Here is a 17,646-nt window from a genome sequence, read left to right as displayed (position 1 = left end):
GTTCAGGCAGCCCCTGTCGCGCGCAGAAAACTCAGCAGGCGTAGACCGCCAGCTTTTGCTGAATGAAATCGAGAAAGCACTGAATACGCAAGGCCAGTTGCGTATTGCGGTAGTACACCGCATGGATCGGCTGGCGATAGCCGCTGTTAGCCTCGGCAAGGATCACCTGCAGGCGTCCGGACCGCACGTCCTCGTGGCTCATGAAGTGTGACAGGCATACGATGCCTGCCCCGGCCAAGGCCAATTGACGCAGGGTTTCACCACTGGAGGCCGACAGGCTCGGACGAATGGGTAGACGATCGCCTTCAGCATGGCGCAAAGGCCAGTGATTGAGCGTCTCGGTCTGGCTGAAGCCCAGCAGCGAGTGACCGGCCAGGTCTTCAACCTGCCGTGGCGTGCCATGCCGCGCAAGGTACTCGGGGCTGGCCAGGATCTGAAGCGGGCTGCAACCCAGTGAACGGGCATGCAGGCTGGAGTCGGACAGCTCGCCAATGCGGATCGCCACATCCGTGCCCTGCTCCAGCAAATCAATGATCAGGTCGTCAGTGTTCAACTCCAGCTGGATATCCGGATAGCGCTCACGGAACTCCGCCACCCAGGGCACGATGGCATGCAGCATGAACGGCGCCGCCGCGTTGATCCGCAGCCGCCCGGACGGCGTCTGACGGTGCAACGACAAACGCTCTTCAAGCTCATCCATCTGCGCGAGAATCGCCTTGGCACGCTCGAAGAAAAACCGCCCCTCCTCGGTCAGGTCCATGCGGCGGGTGGTGCGGTTGATCAACGTGGTACACAGCTTGGCTTCCAGGCGCGACAAGGTCCGACTGATCGCCGATGGGGTCTGCCCGACCTGCTCGGCCGCAGCGGAAATCGAGCCGCACTCGATCACGGAGACGAACACCTGTAACTCATCGGACCTGGCTTTCACGCTAGCACCTTGTGCGGCAACCCAACGCTGATTGATAGCGGCTTGCACGTGCTTGTGCAAGCACCTATCAGGCCGGGATCTGGAAAACCCCGGCCAGGTGCTGTTCGTATGCAGCGACGGCGGCAGCAACGTTCGGTCGCTTCATCACATCCACCGCCAGGTACGTCGGCAGGCCGGTCATGCCGAGGAACTGATTGGCCTTGTGAAACGGGAAGTACACGGCGTCCACACCCTTGCCTTCAAAGAAGTCATCGGGATCATCGAATGCCTGCTGCGGCGCGTTCCAAGTGGCGGAAATCATGTATTGCTTGCCGTGAACAAGGCCGCCGCTGCCGTACTTCTGCGAAGCGTCGGAACGGGTTCGGCCATCGCTGGCATAAAGGCTGCCATGACCGGCGGTGAAGACCTCATCAAGGTACTGCTTGACGATCCAGGGAGCGCCCATCCACCAGCCGGGCATTTGATAGATGATCACATCAGCCCAGAGAAATTTCTGCACCTCTTCAGCATTGTCATAGCCACCGTCGATGTAGGTGGACTTGACGTCAAAGCCGGCACGATCCAGAAATGCCAGTGCTGCCTCATGCAGGGTTTCATTCAAGCGCCCATCGGAGTGGGCGAATTTCTTGCCGCCATTGAGCAACAGGACTTTTTTCATCGGGACCTCATCGGGTGTCCGGTCGACGCCATTGAGATGGCGAACCGGATGGAATTGAATGCTGGGCAGGTTAGCGATGAACAAAGCCCGGAAAAACCACCTCGACGGCAAAACGCTTTTGACTAGAACGCACGAATTTAACGCGAATTATTGCAGTCGGTTACCTGTCGCAAGGCTCGTGGCTTTTGCGTTTCTGGACAGTTTGATGTCGAGCCCAGACAACTGGAGAGTTGAGTCGCCCGCTAGGCTGCGGATTCACTTCCTCAGCCTGCCTGGAGCCCTCATGTCGAAATCGATCGTCGTCCTGCGCGACACCCACCCGTTACCGGTACTCGATGCCTGCAAATGGGAGAAACTCGCCGGAGACCCGCACACCGTCAACCTCAACGCCTACACCAGTGAGGATGGCAGCAAGATCATGGGCACCTGGATCTGCACGCCGGGCAAATGGCGGGTCAATTACGAGAAGTGGGAGTACTGTCACTTTCAGGAAGGCTACTGCGTGATCACGCCTGATGGCCAGGAGCCGATCCACCTGCGGGCGGGAGACATCTTCATCGTTGAACCGGGGATGCGCGGCACCTGGGAAGTGGTGGAGACCGTGCGCAAATACTTCGTCTTTGCCTGAGCAATACCAACAGGCCAGCTCCTGTGAAGGAGCCGGCCTGCCGACAATCAACGCCGCGTGCTATTCGGGCTTGCGGTACGCCTCGACAATCGCCGAGAAATCCTTGCCGCCATCACCGCGCAAACTCATCGCTTGATACAACTGCTGCGCCACCGCGCCGAGGATCACTGGCTGGTGAGCCTGGCGTGCCGCCTCAGTCGCCAATCCCAGGTCCTTGAGCATCAGTTCGGCACCAAAACCGCCGGTATAGCCGCGCGAAGCCGGTGCTGTCTCGATGATGCCCGGCCACGGGTTGTAGGTATCAGAGCTCCAGCAACGCCCAGTAGAACTGTTGATGATCCCTGCCAGAACCTTGGTGTCGATACCCAGGGCATTGCCTAGCGCCATAGCCTCGGACACCCCAACCATCGAGATACCCAGCAGCAGGTTGTTACAGATCTTGGCGATCTGCCCGGTGCCAACATCGCCGCAATGAACAATGTTACGGCCCATCTGCGCCAGTACCGGCTGCAAGGTGGCGAACAGTTCAGCGCTCGCGCCCACCATGAAGGTCAATGTGCCCGCCTGGGCGCCGCCCGTGCCACCGGAAACCGGTGCATCAGCCAGTGCCACGCCCTGCTTGGCAGCAGCGGCCGCAACATCACGGGCCGTCTGTGGGTCGATGGTGCTGCAATCCACCACCGGGGTACCGGCACGTACACCCGCCAGCACGCCGTCTTCACTCAGGTACACATTGCGCACATGGGCAGCAGCCGGCAGCATGGTAATCACCAGCTCGCTGCCTTCTGCCGCTTCACGTGGCGAGGCGCTGACCTGCCCGCCCAACTCGGCAAGCTCGGCCAGGATGGCCTTGTTCAAGTCAAACAGGTTCAGTTGATGCCCGGCCTTGATCAGGTTGCGCGCCATTGGCGCCCCCATGTTGCCCAGGCCGATAAATGCAATACGCATGACGATCTCCTTAGCGCAGGCTGATGGTGGTGTTCACACCGTCGTTGACGCTGTCGTCATCGAACCAACGGGCGGTGACGGTCTTGGTCTGAGTGTAGAACTGCACCACTTGCTTGCCGTAAGGGCCCAGGTCTCCGAGCTTGGAACCGCGCGAACCGGTGAAGCTGAAGAACGGGACCGGGACCGGGATTGGAATGTTGATACCGACCTGACCAACGTCGATTTCACTCTGGAACTTGCGGGCAGCCGCGCCGCTTTGGGTAAACAGGCCCGTGCCGTTACCAAAGGGGTTGCGGTTGACCAGGGCAATGGCCTCATCAAGGGTGTCGACCTCCACCACCACCAGCACAGGGCCGAAGATTTCCTGGGTGTAGATCTGCATGTCGGTAGTCACCCCAGAGAACAGGGTCGGACCAATGAAGTTGCCTTCCTCGTAGCCGGGAACCTTGACGTCACGACCATCCAGTTCCAGTTTTGCACCTTCGCGGATACCGCTCTCGATCAAGCCCAAGACGCGCTCCTTGGCACGCTTGGAAATCAGCGGGCCGACATCGGTGCCCGGCTCACTGCCGGCATTGACCTTGAGCTTGGACGCCAGCTCTTTGAGCTCCGGCAGCCACTCGCGGGCCTTGCCCACCAGAACCGCAACCGAAGTGGCCATGCAGCGCTGACCGGCAGCACCGAAACCTGCACCCACCAGTGCGTTGAGGGTTTGCGTACGGTTGGCATCAGGCAGCACAACTGCATGGTTCTTCGCGCCCATCATCGACTGCACGCGTTTGCCGTGTTGACCCGCCAGGTTGTAGACGTGGGTACCGACCTCGGTCGAACCGACGAACGAAATGGCCTTGATGTCCTGATGAGTGCACAGCGCATCAACCACCTGCTTGCCGCCATGCACAACGTTCAGTACGCCGGCCGGCACACCGGCTTCGATTGCCAGCTCCACCAACATCATGGTCGACAGCGGGTCCTGCTCGGACGGTTTGAGGACAAAGGTATTACCGCACACGATCGCCATCGGGAACATCCACAGCGGAATCATCGCCGGGAAGTTGAACGGGGTAATACCGGCACAGACACCGATCGGCTGACGCAGGGTGTAGGTATCAACGCCACCGGCTACGTTTTCAGCAAATTCGCCCATCTGCAGGGTGCCGATGGAGCACGCATGCTCGACCACTTCCAAGCCGCGGAAAATATCGCCTTCAGCATCAGCAATGGTCTTGCCCTGCTCAGCGCTGAGGGTCAGCGCGATGCGTTTGGAATGTTCACGAATCAGTGCCTGCAGCTTGAGCATGATGCGCATCCGCGCACCAATCGGCGTGTCACGCCACGTCTTGAACGCACGTTGAGCTGCCGCAATGGCTGCATCGACTTCATCGGCCGTGGCGAAGGGTACCCGCGCCAGCACCTGCTGGGTGGCTGGGTTGACCACGTCACGCCATTCTGTGGTTTTCGATTCTACCCACTGGCCGTCGATCAGCAGGCGAACCTGGTCGACCTTGGTCTGGTTGGGCGTAAGGGATGCGTTCATGGGGCTTCTCCTGAATTTGTTGTTAGGGAGAGATCGCCTTCGGCGCGTCAAGCGCGACGGGCACTTGGTCAAGGGGGCTGATTTGGAGTATAGATGTGCAAACTTCTAATAAGAACGCACATAAAATCCGGTCCAACATGCAAAAAAACATCACCTCCCTCGGTTCGTTGAACTGGGATGACCTGAAGTTCTTCCTCGAAGTGGCGCGTACCCGCAAGGCCAGTAGCGCGGCCAAACGGCTGGGCGTGGACTACACCACCGTGTCGCGACGTATCGCCTCACTGGAGGTCGCGCTGGGCACATTGCTGTTCGAAAAATCACGCACCAGCGGCTTCGTGCTCACGGCAGAAGGCCAGCGCCTGCTCAGTTATGCCGAGTCCATTGAAAGTACCCTGCACATGGCCTGCGAGCAGGTCTCGGGTTCTGGTGTTGCACTCTCCGGGCATGTGCGGATGGGCTGCACCGAAGGCTTCGGCAGCTTTTTCGTGACCCCGCAGTTGAGCCATTTCCTCGACCACTACCCGGCTATTTCAGTGGACATCCTGCCGCTGCCACACTTCATCAGCCTGTCCAAGCGCGAGGCCGATATCGTCATTGCGCTGGAACGCCCGGAACACGGGCCTTATGTGTGCTGCAAGCTGTGCGACTACCGACTGCGCCTGTATGCCACTCAGGAATACCTGGACAACCACGCGCCGATTCAACGGGTCAGTGACCTGACCCATCATTCCTTTATCAGCTACGTCGATGACCTGGCCTTCAGCTCCGAACTGCTGTACCTGGCCAACCTGTTGCCCGCAGCCAGCGCCAACCTGCGCAGTACCAGCGTCATCGCTCAATACGTGGCGGCCCAGCAAGGTCGCGGGCTGGCCATCCTGCCATGCTTCCTGGCCGCACAGGATCCGCGCCTGGTGCCAATCCTGCCGCAGGAAATAGAGATTACCCGGCAGTTCTGGATGTACTGCCGGGAGGACCTGCGCAAACTCAAAAGGATCACCCTGTTGTGGGATTACATCCGCGAAGTGACCGAGCTGAACACCGCGCTGTTGATGGGGGAATCACGGTCGACAGTGTTCATTGATTAATTCATCGATCAATTGGACGCAACGACAATAGCGACCCGACGATTTTCCATGCGACCGGTTGCGGTGTGATTGCTGGCAACCGGCTCGCGACTGCCCAATCCGCGGGTTTCAACGTTTTCCGGGCGCATGCCGACAGCGATCAACACCTTGGCGACACTGGCTGCACGGCGTACTGATAGTTGGTCGTTGTAAGCGGCCTGGCCCAACGAGTCGGTGTGGCCATCCACGCGCACCCGCTGAATATCGACCGAAAGCAGCGACGTGCCGATACGCGCTACGATTTCCCGGCTCTGGGTGTTCAAACTGTCCAAATCACTGCCAAACAGCACTTTACCGGGCACGCCGAACATCCAGCCTTCATCGGTCAAAACGAACCCCTCCTGCTTCAGGAGCGCAACTTGTTCAGCGCTCAGGCCCTTGGGGGGCACACTCTGGCAGCCCACAAGGGCAGCCAAGGCGATCATCAGGAAAGTGAAATGAAAACGTAGGCGGTTGATCGAACGGGTCACGGTTTAACTCCTGTATTTGCGCTAGCCGCAGAGTGCTCCGCCTCTGCGTTGTGCCGCCCACCTCGACCGAGGTGCTTGGCGTGATACATGGCGGCATCCGCGGCGTTGAGCAACTCGGCCGGCGTATCACCATCATCGGGATACACGGCCAGGCCGACGCTCAAGGATGAAACCACTACCTGCCCATCCGGCAGGTGAATCGGGGTGCGCATGCTGGCAACAATCTTGTCGGCGATACGCTCGGCATCTTCGGTTCGCTGAATGGGCGCCAGCAACACTGCAAACTCATCACCGCCCAGACGCGCGACCAGATCATGCTCACGCAACTGTGCACGCACCCGATGGGCCAAGGTGATCAGCACTTCATCGCCAGCAGCGTGACCATAGGTGTCATTGATGGCCTTGAAATAGTCACTGTCGAGAAACAGCACCGCTGCGGACTCCTGGTTTTGCAACGCGTTGCGCAGCGTCCGACTCAGGCGCCCCTCGAAAAACGCCCGGTTCGGCAGACCCGTGAGGCTGTCGTGACTGGCCTTGTGCGCCAAGGTTTCGTTTTCGCTCTGCAAATGGCTCTGCCAGGTTTCCAACTCATCAAGCAACGCATTGAAGTCATTTCCCAATTCGTTGAGCTCGGCAATCTGTGCAGGCGGCACACGCCGGTCAAAGCGACGCTCGCAACGTGCCGCATGCGCCACATTGGCAAGGCTGCGCAGAGGTCCGACGATATCGCCGAACAAACGGCGCGACAGGGACAATGCGCCGTAGGCACTGAGTACAGTACACAGCATGATGCCAATCAGGCCGCTGAGCAGGAAGCGCATCAGGCTATCACCCTGGCCTACCAGCTCGATTCGCCCCACCGGTTGCCCTTGGTGAACAACCGGCAGGTGAATGGGATCTTCAAGCAACGTACTTGCCAGGTACCGCTCCAACGGCGCCAGCATGCCGTCGTCGGGGCGCTGCCAGTGCGCCAGCAGATCACCGTTGTCGTCGAAGACCTTCGCGTCGGCAACTTCTTCAGTCGCGGCAATGAGCGCCAGTGCTTCATTGGCTGCACTGCTGTCGTTGAACACGACCGAGGCTTCAACGGTGTAATTGATCGACCGGGCAATCAAGTGCAAGTTGTGATTAGCGTAGGCCCGCAGCGCAAGGACGCCCATCAGAGTCAAGGAGATGCCCGCCAGCCCGACGGCCAGCAAGGCGACGCTTAGATGCCGTCGCCCAAGCACAGTACGCAGGGTCAAACGTTCCAGGCCCTTGCCCAAACGAGTCATGGCTGCACCGCCCGACGCCGCGACAGTTGCAACACGCTGGGGTGGATACGCACACCGCTGCGGGCGACCGAGTCAAGGTTGACCTCAAATGCCACATGGGTGTCACTGACCCGCAGACAGAACAGGCTACCCACCGTACAGGGATCGTCCGCTTCGCTGATACTCAGGAGCGGATGGCCAGTGATCTCACTGAATAACTGGCTACGCGCTTCGGGACTGAGCTTACCGATGTAGACCGCATCACACTCATCGACAACCTGCGGGGCACCCGTCAGCAGTCGACGTACCACCACCGGACGCCCGGTGGACTGAGTAGATCCCTTGAGCAGATCATCGGCATATTCAGTCGGCCCCACCAGACACAGCCGCAATTGAGCCGGTTCAACCGGCCAACGCGCATAACTGAGAATTCCGAGCACCACCTGCGTGACAGCCTTGGCCCGAAGCTCCGCATGGGCCGCATTACTGTCAGCCTGAGCACAGACCACGCTGGTCCACAGAAAAAGAAAAGTGCCCAGCAGTCCAAGCATCCAGCTCATCACACGTCCCGGCATCGGGGCGGCCACGTTCATGTGGGAATTCTCTCAAACCGGCGAAAGATAATTCCGCAACGATAGCACAGTGCCCTTTTTCCCCGCGAGCCACCCCCCAAGAGGCGATCCGGAACGTGGCAGCATAGCCGTGCTCAGGCCTGCTCCAGCATCAGCCCCGAGAGCCGCTTCACTTTGCGCCGTACCGCCTCCTGAAATACGCCCTGCCGCGGTTCAATCAAGCTGAACCAGTGCTTGGCGCGAGTAATGCCGGTGTAGATCAGTTCCTTGGTCAACACCGGGTTCAAGGCATCCGGCAGGATCAGCGCAGTGTGGGCAAACTCCGAGCCCTGGGATTTATGTACCGTCATCGCGTAGACCGTTTCAACATCGCTCAGCCGACTTGGCAACACAAAGCGCACACCGCCCTTGCCGTCACTGCGTGGGAACGCCACACGCAGCACCTGTTTGCCACCGGCACCGCCCTCCGGCAGGCGCAAGGCAATACCGATGTCACCGTTCATCAGGCCCAGTCCATAGTCGTTACGGGTCATCAACACCGGTCGGCCCTCGTACCAAACCGCATCACTGTCGATCAGCCCCGCTCGGGACAACGCCTGGGTAGCACGCACGTTCAACCCATCGACGCCCCAAGGCCCTTTTCGTACGGCACAGAGCAATTGAAACGTCTCGAACGCTCGCAGCACTGCCAAGGCCCAATCACCCCAGCGCGGGTCATCCAGCAGGGCATGCTCGGGCGGACGTTCACTGCCGATCACCTGTAGATAGTACCGATAGCCCTTGGCGTCGCCCTCTCCACGTCCGATACCGTCCAGCAATAATCGATCGAGTGCTCGATCTTGCTCACTACGCAGGCTCAGCAGGTGAAGATCAGCGTGCGTGGCCGTTGCCAACAGCGCCCTCGCGGGCTCGGCCTGTTGAGCGTTGACCAAGCGCGCCAGTTGTCCAATACCGCTACCCTCGCCAAAACGTCGTGAGTGACGCAGCATAACCACCTGCTGGGCCAACGCATGCTGCTCTGCGGAGCCCGGCTGTAGCCCACTGCCGGCAAGCTGCTCGCCACTGACCTGCTCCAGCCAGTGCTGCGTCTGCGGGCTATAGCAACCCGCCTCGGCATCACGGCACAGGTCACCCAGTACCGCACCGGCCTCAACCGACGCCAATTGGTCCTTGTCACCCAACAGAATCAGCCGGGCATGACGCGGCAAGGCGGCCAGCAAATTGGCCATCATCTCCAGGTCGATCATTGACGCTTCATCGACCACCAGCACGTCCAACGGCAACGGGTTGCCTGCATGGTGACGGAAGTGCCGCGAACCGGGTCGGCTACCCAGTAGACGGTGGACCGTCGAAACCTCGGTAGGAATATGCTCGCGCACGGCTTCACTGACAGCCAACTGCTGCACTTGCTGACCGATCGACTCCGTCAGGCGCGCAGCGGCCTTGCCCGTCGGCGCGGCGAGGCGGATACGCAACGGACGCCCACCATCAACCGCTGGCGCTTGAAGTAATGCCAGCAACCGAACGACGGTGGTGGTCTTGCCCGTGCCAGGGCCACCGGTAATGATGCTGAACCCCGCGCGGGTCGCAAGGGCACACGCGAGTTTCTGCCAATCGACCTGCCCTGCCGGAGCACCGCTCTCGAACAGTTGGTCAAGCCGCGCACGCAAGTCGACCGAGGCCACTTCCTGCTGTGCCAGGCGCTGGCGCAGGGCACTGTCGACCTGACGCTCGTAGCCCCAGTATCGTCGCAGGTACAACCGTCGGCCGCAGAGCACCAACGGTCTGTCTATCTGCGCGTCATTTCCAGCGTGGGCCACCAGCGCGCTGCCCGACAGGATTGCGCACCAGGTAGCCTGATCCAGATGTTCAAGCAGTTGTGACGGCAACAACACCGGCCCCGCCAGCAGGTCACCCTCAGGCGGCAGAGACAGCGCGAAATCCGGCTCAGCGAGCGTCTCGCCCACATCCAGACAGACATGACCATGCCCTAACTGATGGCTGGCAAGTGCGGCGGCGAGCAACACCCGAGGGTCGGCATGCCCATCGAGCTCGCCAAGAAACGCAACAAAGGCCCGGTCCAGAGCACGTAACCAACCGCGTTCGACCCAACGGTCAAGCAGGGTCAGCAGATCACGGACCTCGCTCAAGGGCTGTAGGGCCGATAACTGTTGCGCGTCCAATGGCATTGGCAAAAGGTCGGTAAAGGTCCGGGTCATGGCTGTTCTCCAAACAGGTCCTGTTGCTGCGGCTGGCAATTGCCGCGGAACAGTGCATCCAGCTGCTCGATCAATTCCCGTGGTGGTTTGACGAAATACACACCTCTGGACGATGAACGTGCCCCACGCAGGAACATGAACACGGCACCGCCAACATGCTGGTCATAATCGTAATCGGGCAGGCGAGCCCGCAACTGACGGTGCAGAGCCAACAGATAGAGGACGTACTGCAAGTCGTACCGATGTCCAAGAATCGCCTTTTCCATGGCCTGATCGCTGTAAGCGGAGTCTTCCGCGCCGAGCCAATTGGACTTGTAATCAGTCACGTAGTAACGCCCATCATGCTCGAAGGCCAGGTCAATAAAGCCTTTGAACATGCCATTGAGTTGTGCCGGCTTAGCTGCTGCACGGCTTTCTCCGCCGTGGGTGTACTGCCCGACCAGACGATCCAGGCTGGCGACATCCACCCGATGGCTGGCGAACCAGAACTCCATTTCGATCTGATAATGGTGCAACTCACCCAAGACCACTGGCGGGCTGTCCGGTGCCAACGGCATTGGCGTTTCGATCAATTGCCCCAACCAATGACTCAAGGTATTGATCCAGCCTGTCCAGCCACGCCGATTGCAGCGTTGTGCAACCGTCTTTTCCAGCAGGTGCGGCTGCTCACGGACCAAGGTGAAACCTTCACGACCTGCCCACTCCAACAGGCCATGAAGAAAGGTGCCTGGATTGGGGCCACGGGGAAACCGGTGGATATCACTGCCACCGGGCAGCGCTTCAGAGAGCACCAGCGGATCGGCACGCTCATCGTCGAGCAGTTGCTGCGCCTGGGAACTGTCCAGTGCCAGCACGTCCTCACCGATATGCAGAGCACTGTAGGAGGCAATCCACCAGTTCTCGGCCGCACGGCGTCGGGGTTGCCTCTGAGAGACCAACTCGGCCGTGTTCCGCGTTGCGGTAAAGCACGCACTGTCTGCCTCGGGCACTACTTCATAGCGAATTGCCGGAGCCCCATCGCTGAGCGCCGCCAACCATTGCTCCAGCGCTGCCGAGTTCTCCAAGGGCGCACCGCCCCCCAGCAAGTAGCCCAGCGCCGATCGGTGCAGCAGTGACTCCTTGCTGGTACCCCGCTTCAGGTCAGCTACGCCCAACCAGCACGCATGGCGCGCACGCGTCAGGGCGACATAAAGCAACCGCAGGTCTTCGGCAAGGCGCTCATCATCGGCCAGTGCAATCTGCTCAGCGTTAGGCGTCAGGGTCAATTGTGCCTGACGTTCACTGTCGTGCCAGGCCAATGGCAGGCGCTTGCCATCAACCGGTTTGGTACTGCACACGAACGGAAGAAACACCAACGGATACTCAAGCCCCTTGGACTTGTGAATGGTCACGACCTTGACCAGTTGCTCATCGCTTTCCAGACGCAAAATCTGTTCTTCAGCCGCCTGCCCGCCTGCGGCCAGGTGTTCGCTCAGATGACGAATCAGTGCCTGCTCGCCATCCAGCTCGGTGGCGGCCTGCTGCAAAAGCTCTGCAAGGTGCAGCAGGTTGGTCAGTACCCGCTCGCCATCGCTGCGCGTGATCAACACCTGCGGCAAATTGAAGTCATGCAGCAGGCGGCGCAACATCGGCAAAACACCCTGAGTACGCCACAGGTGCCGGTACTCACGGAATTTCATCACCCAACGCTCCCAGTCCAGCTCGTCCTGGTTCAGTTGGTCCAAAGCACTCAGTGGCAAGTTCAAGGTAACACTGGCCAACGCAGCTTTAAGCAAGCGTTCTACATCCGGCTCGGCACAGGCCTTGAGCCAGGACAACAGGTCATGGGCTTCCTGAGCCGCGAACACCGAATCCTTGTCTGACAGGTAAACACTGCGCACCCCGCGCATAGCGAGTTCTTCACGAACCAACTGCGCCTCTCGACCGTCGCGAACCAGAATGGCGATGTCGGAGGGCAGACAGCCGCGCAACTCGGCCTCGTCCTGTACAAAACCACTGTGCCCCTGCTGCCCGCCGCTCAGCAAAGCGACAATGGCAGTGGCACAGCTGGCAGCCATTTTTTGCCGGTAGACCGCAGCTGAAACCGGTTCGTCACTGACAAGCCGCCAGATGTTCAGGGCCGGAACGACCTGACCGTCGACCTGCAAAGTTTCTTTTCGGCCTTGAGCCTTGACCGCCTGGAACGGCACCGGGTTGCCGTCTTCCCGTCGGAACAGGAAGGCACCAGCCCCCCGCGCACGGTGCTCAGCACGCAGGAACACATGGTTGACTGCCGTGACCATGGCCTGGCTGGAGCGAAAATTGGTATCAAGCGTATGCAATCGGCCCGCAGTGGCCTCACGGGCTCGCAGGTAGGTAAAGATGTCCGCACCACGGAACGCATAGATGGCCTGCTTGGGGTCTCCAATCAGGAAAAGCCCGGTCTCGCGCAGGTTTTCTTCAATGCGGTAAATGCGCTGGAAAATTCGATACTGAACCGGATCGGTATCCTGGAATTCATCGATCAACGCAATCGGGAACTGCTCACGAATCAACCCGGCCAGGCGCTCACCGGCAGGACCATTCAAGGCGCTATCGAGCCGCAACAGCATGTCGTCGAAGCCCATTTCAGCACGGCGCCGCTTTTCTTGCTCAAAGCGTGAGCCGACCCAGGCCGCCGCATGTTCCAGCAGACTGGCATCCGGCGTCGGCAAAGCCTGCAGGCGCTCACGCAAGGTCGACATGGCCTCCAGGGCCGGATGCCGGGGTGGCTCACCCTTCCAGGCCTCTGCCATACCATCCGGTGTAAAGCGGGTGAAGCCAGTGCCCAGGTCGAGCTCCTCAACCTGCTCTTCAGTGGCCCACACCCGCAGCTTTTCACACCAGGGTTCAAAGTAACGCGCCTGCATCTTGCGTCCGTCGACCTGCTTGGCCGCGAGACCTTCGTGGCAGATCTGCAACAACTCGGCAGCCCATTGGGCCCAAGGCGCTTTCAACTCACGCAGGTACTCGGCGCGTTGCTGCAGAACACCGTCGATCAGTGCCTGCGGCTCCTCGGCGTCACTGGCCACCCGCTGCCGGCCAAACAGTGCCCGCACCTTGGGCAACAACGCATCGGGGCTGCCCCAGTTGGCTCGCACCCACTGCAAGGCATCGCCTTGCATGCTGTAGCAGAACCGGCGCCAGTAATCGCGCATGACCTGGCCCAGCAGATCACTGTGATCCGTCTCCAGGGTTTGGGTAAACAGGCTACCGCTATCGAACGCATGCTCACGCAACATGCGTTGGCACCAGCTATGAATGGTCGAAACCGCGGCCTCGTCCATCCATTGCGCCGCGACCTCAAGTCGATTGGCGCAGGCAGCCCAATGCTGGGGATCAAACTGCTCGCGCAGTTGTTGCAGCAGGCTGTCGGCCTCCAGCAGATCCCCACGGAAAAAGCGTGCAGCTTCTGCCAGGCGCGTGCGAATACGCTCTCGCAACTCCTTGGTTGCAGCATCCGTGAAGGTCACCACGAGAATCTGCGGTGGCAACAGCTCGCGGCCGAACCCCTGCTCACCGCCATGCCCCAACACCAGGCGCAGATAGAGAGCGGAAATCGTGAAGGTTTTGCCGGTACCGGCACTGGCCTCAATAAGCTGGCTGCCGTGTAACGGGAAGCTCAGGGCCAAAGGCGGTTGCGGTTCAAGCATCATGAGCGGCCCTCCTCACGGCCAACAGACTGCCAGCCAGCGTCGTGCAGTGGACGGTAAAGCGATTCACACCATCCCTCGAACTCCTCGCTGGCAGTGAGGGCGGCGAAATCACTGAACTGTCGAGCTAGCGCAGTGCTTTCGCTGCGTTCGCCATCATGGCTGATGCCATCACCGTCATAGGCTTTGGCTGCGGCGGCCAGCGCCTTGTCTGGATCGCTTTGTTCAAGCCAGGCGAAGGCCGTCTTCGCCGCCACGGGTAGCGGTGTCGACATACCGGCCTGTCGAGCCAATAACAGGTGGCCCAGAAACTGCTCGGCAGCGTCCTTCTCCAATGGCTTGAGCAACAGGGTTTGATCACTGGCCACGATCGCCGTGTGCAAAGGCAGCCCCACAGCACAGGCGGCCACGTGCATGACCCAACTTTGAATCAAGCGGTGCCACTTCAAGGTACGACCGCTGCCAATGCTGTTAGGCAACGTAGTAATGCTTAACAGGTCATCGCCATCACGGCGATAGACCTGTCCCAACCAACCATCAAGACGCAAGTGACGGTACTCGAAGCGAATGGGCAGGGCGCTATCGACCCGATATGGCCACTGCTCCAACAGTTGACGATGACGCTGCAACAGGTCGGGTAAAGGCTCAATGAGCTCGTCACGCAGGCAATCACCGAAACCGGCCATCGGCAGCACTCCACGCCCTTGCAGGCGCTTGGCCTGAGCCAACAACGCGCGCTCACTGTCCTGCGTGTCGGCCAGCGCGGCGGACAGTAGGTTCTCACTCAAGCTGTAGCGCTGCAGTGCATCCAGCACAAAGGGCTCTTCATCGGCCAAAGGCGCTTGAGCTGACTCAAAGAACACCTTCAGACGCTGACTGAAAAAGTGCCGCACGGGATGACGCAGAAAATCCTGCAGCAACGGCAAAGTCAGTGGCTCGTCTGCCACGAAAGGCTCCAAGGCCGGCGGCTCATTAGGCTGGGTGGCATCAGGCAGATGCAGTGCACGCCATTCGTTGGCATAGCTGAACAGGCCGCTACCTTGATGGAAGTAGCGAGCACTAAAGGGTTGTAGCGGATGCTCGACCGTCAACGCATGGAGCAGCGAGCCAATGTCCTGCGCCTCGCCTTCGGCAAGTGTCCAGCCTGCAGCCAGATGATCACGCAATTGCCCGATCAGCACCGACGCAGGGCGCTCACTGTTGTCACGGATACTGCGCCCTACCCAGCTGACGTAGAGCTGATCGCGTGCCGACAGCAGCGCCTCCAGCAACAAGTAGCGGTCATCTTCGCGGCGCGAACGATCACCAGGGCGGTAGTCGCTGCCCATGAGGTCGAAGTCCAGAGGTGGCTGGGCTCGCGGATAGTCGCCGTCGTTCATCCCCAGCAAACAGATCACCTTGAAGGGGATTGCCCGCATCGGCATCAGGGTGCAAAAGTTCACGGAGCCGGCGAGAAAGCGTTGTGACAAGCGCCCCTGATCAAGCCCGGCCAGCCAGGCCTCCCGCACTACCGTCAGCGGCAACAGATCTTCAAGCCCGACCATTTCGCAGGTCTCTAGCCAGTCCTCGCACAACGACTGCAACTGCACCAGCAGGTAGTCGTCATGATCACTTTCAGCACGGAAAAACACCTGCAGCAGGGCATTCAAACGTGCCCCCCAATCCACCGCCGAAGCTGGGCTGGAGAGTTCGCGATACGCCACTTCCAGTGCATCGATGAGGGCCACCAGAGGGCCGATCAGAGCCGCGTCCAGCCCGCCGATCTCATCATAGGGTTCGATTCCATCACAGCTGGCGCCGGCACCTACGGCGTACCCCAGCAACATGCGGCGCAAGCCAAAATGCCAGCTGTTCTGCTCAAGGCCCGTCGGCAACTCAAGTGTCGCCCGTTGCTCGGCATTCAAGCCCCAACGCACACCCGCACCCTCAATCCAGCGGTGCAGTGTCGGCAAATCACTTTCTTGAATCCCGAAACGTGCCCTGAGTGCCGGAACATCCAGCAGGTCAAGAATTTCGCTGACCGGGAAACGGCTGTCAGGAAGCTTGAGCAAATGCTCCAGGGCGATCAGCAATGGATCGCGACCACGCTGTCCCTGATCGGCCAAGGTAAAGGGGATAAAACGTAAATCGTCACGGGCGATCTGCCCGAATACGGCACGAATATGCGGAGCATAGGTATCAACATCCGGGACCATCACAATCACATCGCGAGGGCGCAAGGTCGAATCCGCACTGAAGCGGGCTAGCAACTGATCATGAAGGATCTCTACTTCTCGCTGCGGGCTATGGGCGATATGAAAGCGTATCGAGCGATCCTTGAGTGGATCGACGCTTGGCCACAGCGCACGCGTCTCGGCCAGCGGTCGCAGTTCGAGAATGTCATCCTGCAGTTGGTTGAGCAGATTCTGCGGTTCGCTGTCGCTGAAGAGATCAATACGCCCTTCGCTGAAGGCCGCCCGATAACTGTTCGGGTCGTCATAGCTGTCGAGCAGATTGATGTAATCCCTGCCCTGCTTACCCCACGCCGCCAACAACGGATGGGCATGCTGATGCAGCACATCAGCATCGATCATTGCCGGGGTGCCGCTCTTGCGCTGCTGACGCTTGTACTGGTGACGCAAAAGGTCCTTGTCCGCGACGATATCCGCCCAGTGGTGTCGGCAAGGATTGAGCACACACAACAACACCTGACTAAAACGAGACAGCCCCGCGAGCGCCTCAAGTGCCTGGGCCGGCAACGAAGAAATGCCGAAGACGATAACCCGTGGCGGCAAGCCAGCAGGGGCTTCCTGCAATTCGTTGATACGCTTTACAAAGCGCTGATGAACGCCCGCGCGGCTCTGCGCCATGCCTTCAGTACCGACGTCGAGCAACAACGCTCGCCATAATTCAGCCTGCCAGCAATTGGCCGCAGGCAAGGGCTTGGACTCGCCACGGGCGGTGCGAAGCAGGTGGCGACCTTCTGCCCAGTCCTGCAACCAGTCGGCACGATAGACCTGATACTGGTCGAACAGATCGGCCAAGCGCTCTGCGAGCTGATAGCGTTTACGCAAATCGGCATCGTCAGTCAGGAAGCGCTGCAACGGCTCAAAATGCGGCCGATCAATGACTTCTGGTAGCAGTCGCATCAAACGCCAGGTCAGCGGTGCCTTGTCGAGTAGCGAGGTTTCCGGAATTTCTTCACGCCCCAACACTTTCCGGTACAGCTGCCACATGAAACTGCCGGGCAGTTGCACGTCAATAGCCGCAGCAATACCGCAACCACCCTGATCATCCTCTTCAGGATCTTCAGCCAGCGCCAACTTCAGCCACTGTGCAATGCCATTGCTTTGCACCAGCGCGATCTCACTCTCCAGCGGTAACAGCGGATTGCGGCGCATCCAGCCCACGACCAGGCTTCGCAGTTCGTCCAGACGGTTGCCATGAACCACCATAAAGCCAGGCTGTAGATTGGAGGTGTGCGGCATGAGTATCCCTTGGTGCAATGTGAAGAGGCTCGAACCTTAGCATGAGCTGCAGATGCCGGCCTCACTGGCGATGTTTTCCAGGCCACAAAGACAAAACCCCTACCTGCGTGTGCAGATAGGGGTTTCGGAATTTAATCTTGACGATGACCTACTCTCACATGGGGAAACCCC

At 59.8% G+C, this 17,646-nt stretch carries 12 protein-coding genes; 2 read left to right on the top strand and 10 right to left on the bottom strand.

All coding sequences use genetic code 11. The annotated features are described in order from the left end of the window. Positions 1 to 31 precede the first annotated feature (31 nt). Positions 32 to 928, bottom strand: coding sequence for a LysR family transcriptional regulator (locus IE038_RS09960; RefSeq protein ID WP_163932297.1), 897 nt, complete (start codon positions 926 to 928; stop codon positions 32 to 34). A 67-nt stretch (positions 929 to 995) separates the two neighbouring features. Beyond that, positions 996 to 1,586 (bottom strand): NADPH:quinone oxidoreductase MdaB, encoded by a 591-nt coding sequence (gene mdaB / locus IE038_RS09955; RefSeq protein ID WP_163932294.1) that lies wholly within the window; start codon positions 1,584 to 1,586, stop codon positions 996 to 998. Between the two features lie 283 nt (positions 1,587 to 1,869). Between mdaB and IE038_RS09950 the strand changes: the two genes are divergently transcribed. Then, entirely contained in the window at positions 1,870 to 2,214 is a 345-nt protein-coding gene (locus IE038_RS09950) for a cupin domain-containing protein (RefSeq protein ID WP_065759305.1), read from the top strand. A 60-nt stretch (positions 2,215 to 2,274) separates the two neighbouring features. Here the strand turns inward: IE038_RS09950 and mmsB are convergent, their stop codons facing one another. Both mmsB and IE038_RS09940 read right to left on the bottom strand, forming a co-directional pair. Then, positions 2,275 to 3,162, bottom strand: coding sequence for a 3-hydroxyisobutyrate dehydrogenase (mmsB, locus tag IE038_RS09945; RefSeq protein ID WP_163932291.1), 888 nt, complete (start codon positions 3,160 to 3,162; stop codon positions 2,275 to 2,277). 10 nt (positions 3,163 to 3,172) lie between these two features. Further along, positions 3,173 to 4,699: a CoA-acylating methylmalonate-semialdehyde dehydrogenase gene (locus tag IE038_RS09940; protein WP_163932288.1), complete on the bottom strand. Its 1,527-nt coding sequence runs from the start codon at positions 4,697 to 4,699 to the stop codon at positions 3,173 to 3,175. Between the two features lie 137 nt (positions 4,700 to 4,836). On the opposite strand from IE038_RS09940, the gene IE038_RS09935 reads away from it, so the two are divergent. Further along, entirely contained in the window at positions 4,837 to 5,784 is a 948-nt protein-coding gene (locus IE038_RS09935; protein ID WP_163932285.1) for a LysR family transcriptional regulator, read from the top strand. 8 nt (positions 5,785 to 5,792) lie between these two features. On the opposite strand, the gene yfiB is transcribed toward IE038_RS09935, so the two are convergent. The 6 genes from yfiB to recC all read right to left on the bottom strand — a co-directional run bounded on the left by yfiB (position 5,793) and on the right by recC (position 17,475). Beyond that, positions 5,793 to 6,293 (bottom strand): outer membrane lipoprotein YfiB, encoded by a 501-nt coding sequence (yfiB, locus tag IE038_RS09930; RefSeq protein ID WP_498052687.1) that lies wholly within the window; start codon positions 6,291 to 6,293, stop codon positions 5,793 to 5,795. Then, the gene (gene dgcN, locus IE038_RS09925) at positions 6,290 to 7,567 is read right to left on the bottom strand and encodes a diguanylate cyclase DgcN/YfiN (protein ID WP_163932282.1); all 1,278 of its coding nucleotides are present in this window, start codon (positions 7,565 to 7,567) and stop codon (positions 6,290 to 6,292) included. The genes yfiB and dgcN overlap by 4 nt, the downstream gene beginning before the upstream one ends. Next, entirely contained in the window at positions 7,564 to 8,139 is a 576-nt protein-coding gene (yfiR, locus tag IE038_RS09920) for a regulatory sequestration protein YfiR (RefSeq protein ID WP_189395548.1), read from the bottom strand. The genes dgcN and yfiR overlap by 4 nt, the downstream gene beginning before the upstream one ends. A 113-nt stretch (positions 8,140 to 8,252) precedes the next feature. Beyond that, positions 8,253 to 10,337, bottom strand: a complete 2,085-nt coding sequence (recD, locus tag IE038_RS09915) for an exodeoxyribonuclease V subunit alpha (RefSeq protein WP_163937357.1) — start codon at positions 10,335 to 10,337, stop codon at positions 8,253 to 8,255. Next, a complete protein-coding gene (gene recB, locus IE038_RS09910) occupies positions 10,334 to 14,008 on the bottom strand; it encodes an exodeoxyribonuclease V subunit beta (RefSeq protein ID WP_189395612.1) in 3,675 nt (1,224 codons plus the stop codon). The genes recD and recB overlap by 4 nt, the downstream gene beginning before the upstream one ends. Beyond that, positions 14,008 to 17,475, bottom strand: a complete 3,468-nt coding sequence (gene recC, locus IE038_RS09905; RefSeq protein ID WP_189395547.1) for an exodeoxyribonuclease V subunit gamma — start codon at positions 17,473 to 17,475, stop codon at positions 14,008 to 14,010. The genes recB and recC overlap by 1 nt, the downstream gene beginning before the upstream one ends. Positions 17,476 to 17,646: the final 171 nt, after the last annotated feature.

It is taken from the genome of Pseudomonas laurentiana (genome assembly GCF_014648275.1).
GTDB classification, from domain to species: Bacteria; Pseudomonadota; Gammaproteobacteria; order Pseudomonadales; family Pseudomonadaceae; genus Aquipseudomonas; species Aquipseudomonas laurentiana.
This window is presented reverse-complemented; position numbering and strand designations above follow the sequence as displayed.

Coding starts and splice junctions, on each gene's coding strand:
- IE038_RS09940 (WP_163932288.1), bottom strand. CDS start 4,699: ATGAACGCATCCCTTACGCCCAACCAGACCAAGGTCGACCAGGTTCGC.
- recC (WP_189395547.1), bottom strand. CDS start 17,475: ATGCCGCACACCTCCAATCTACAGCCTGGCTTTATGGTGGTTCATGGC.
- recB (WP_189395612.1), bottom strand. CDS start 14,008: ATGCTTGAACCGCAACCGCCTTTGGCCCTGAGCTTCCCGTTACACGGC.
- mdaB (WP_163932294.1), bottom strand. CDS start 1,586: ATGAAAAAAGTCCTGTTGCTCAATGGCGGCAAGAAATTCGCCCACTCC.
- mmsB (WP_163932291.1), bottom strand. CDS start 3,162: ATGCGTATTGCATTTATCGGCCTGGGCAACATGGGGGCGCCAATGGCG.
- yfiR (WP_189395548.1), bottom strand. CDS start 8,139: ATGAACGTGGCCGCCCCGATGCCGGGACGTGTGATGAGCTGGATGCTT.
- recD (WP_163937357.1), bottom strand. CDS start 10,337: ATGACCCGGACCTTTACCGACCTTTTGCCAATGCCATTGGACGCGCAA.
- dgcN (WP_163932282.1), bottom strand. CDS start 7,567: ATGACTCGTTTGGGCAAGGGCCTGGAACGTTTGACCCTGCGTACTGTG.
- IE038_RS09950 (WP_065759305.1), top strand. CDS start 1,870: ATGTCGAAATCGATCGTCGTCCTGCGCGACACCCACCCGTTACCGGTA.
- IE038_RS09935 (WP_163932285.1), top strand. CDS start 4,837: ATGCAAAAAAACATCACCTCCCTCGGTTCGTTGAACTGGGATGACCTG.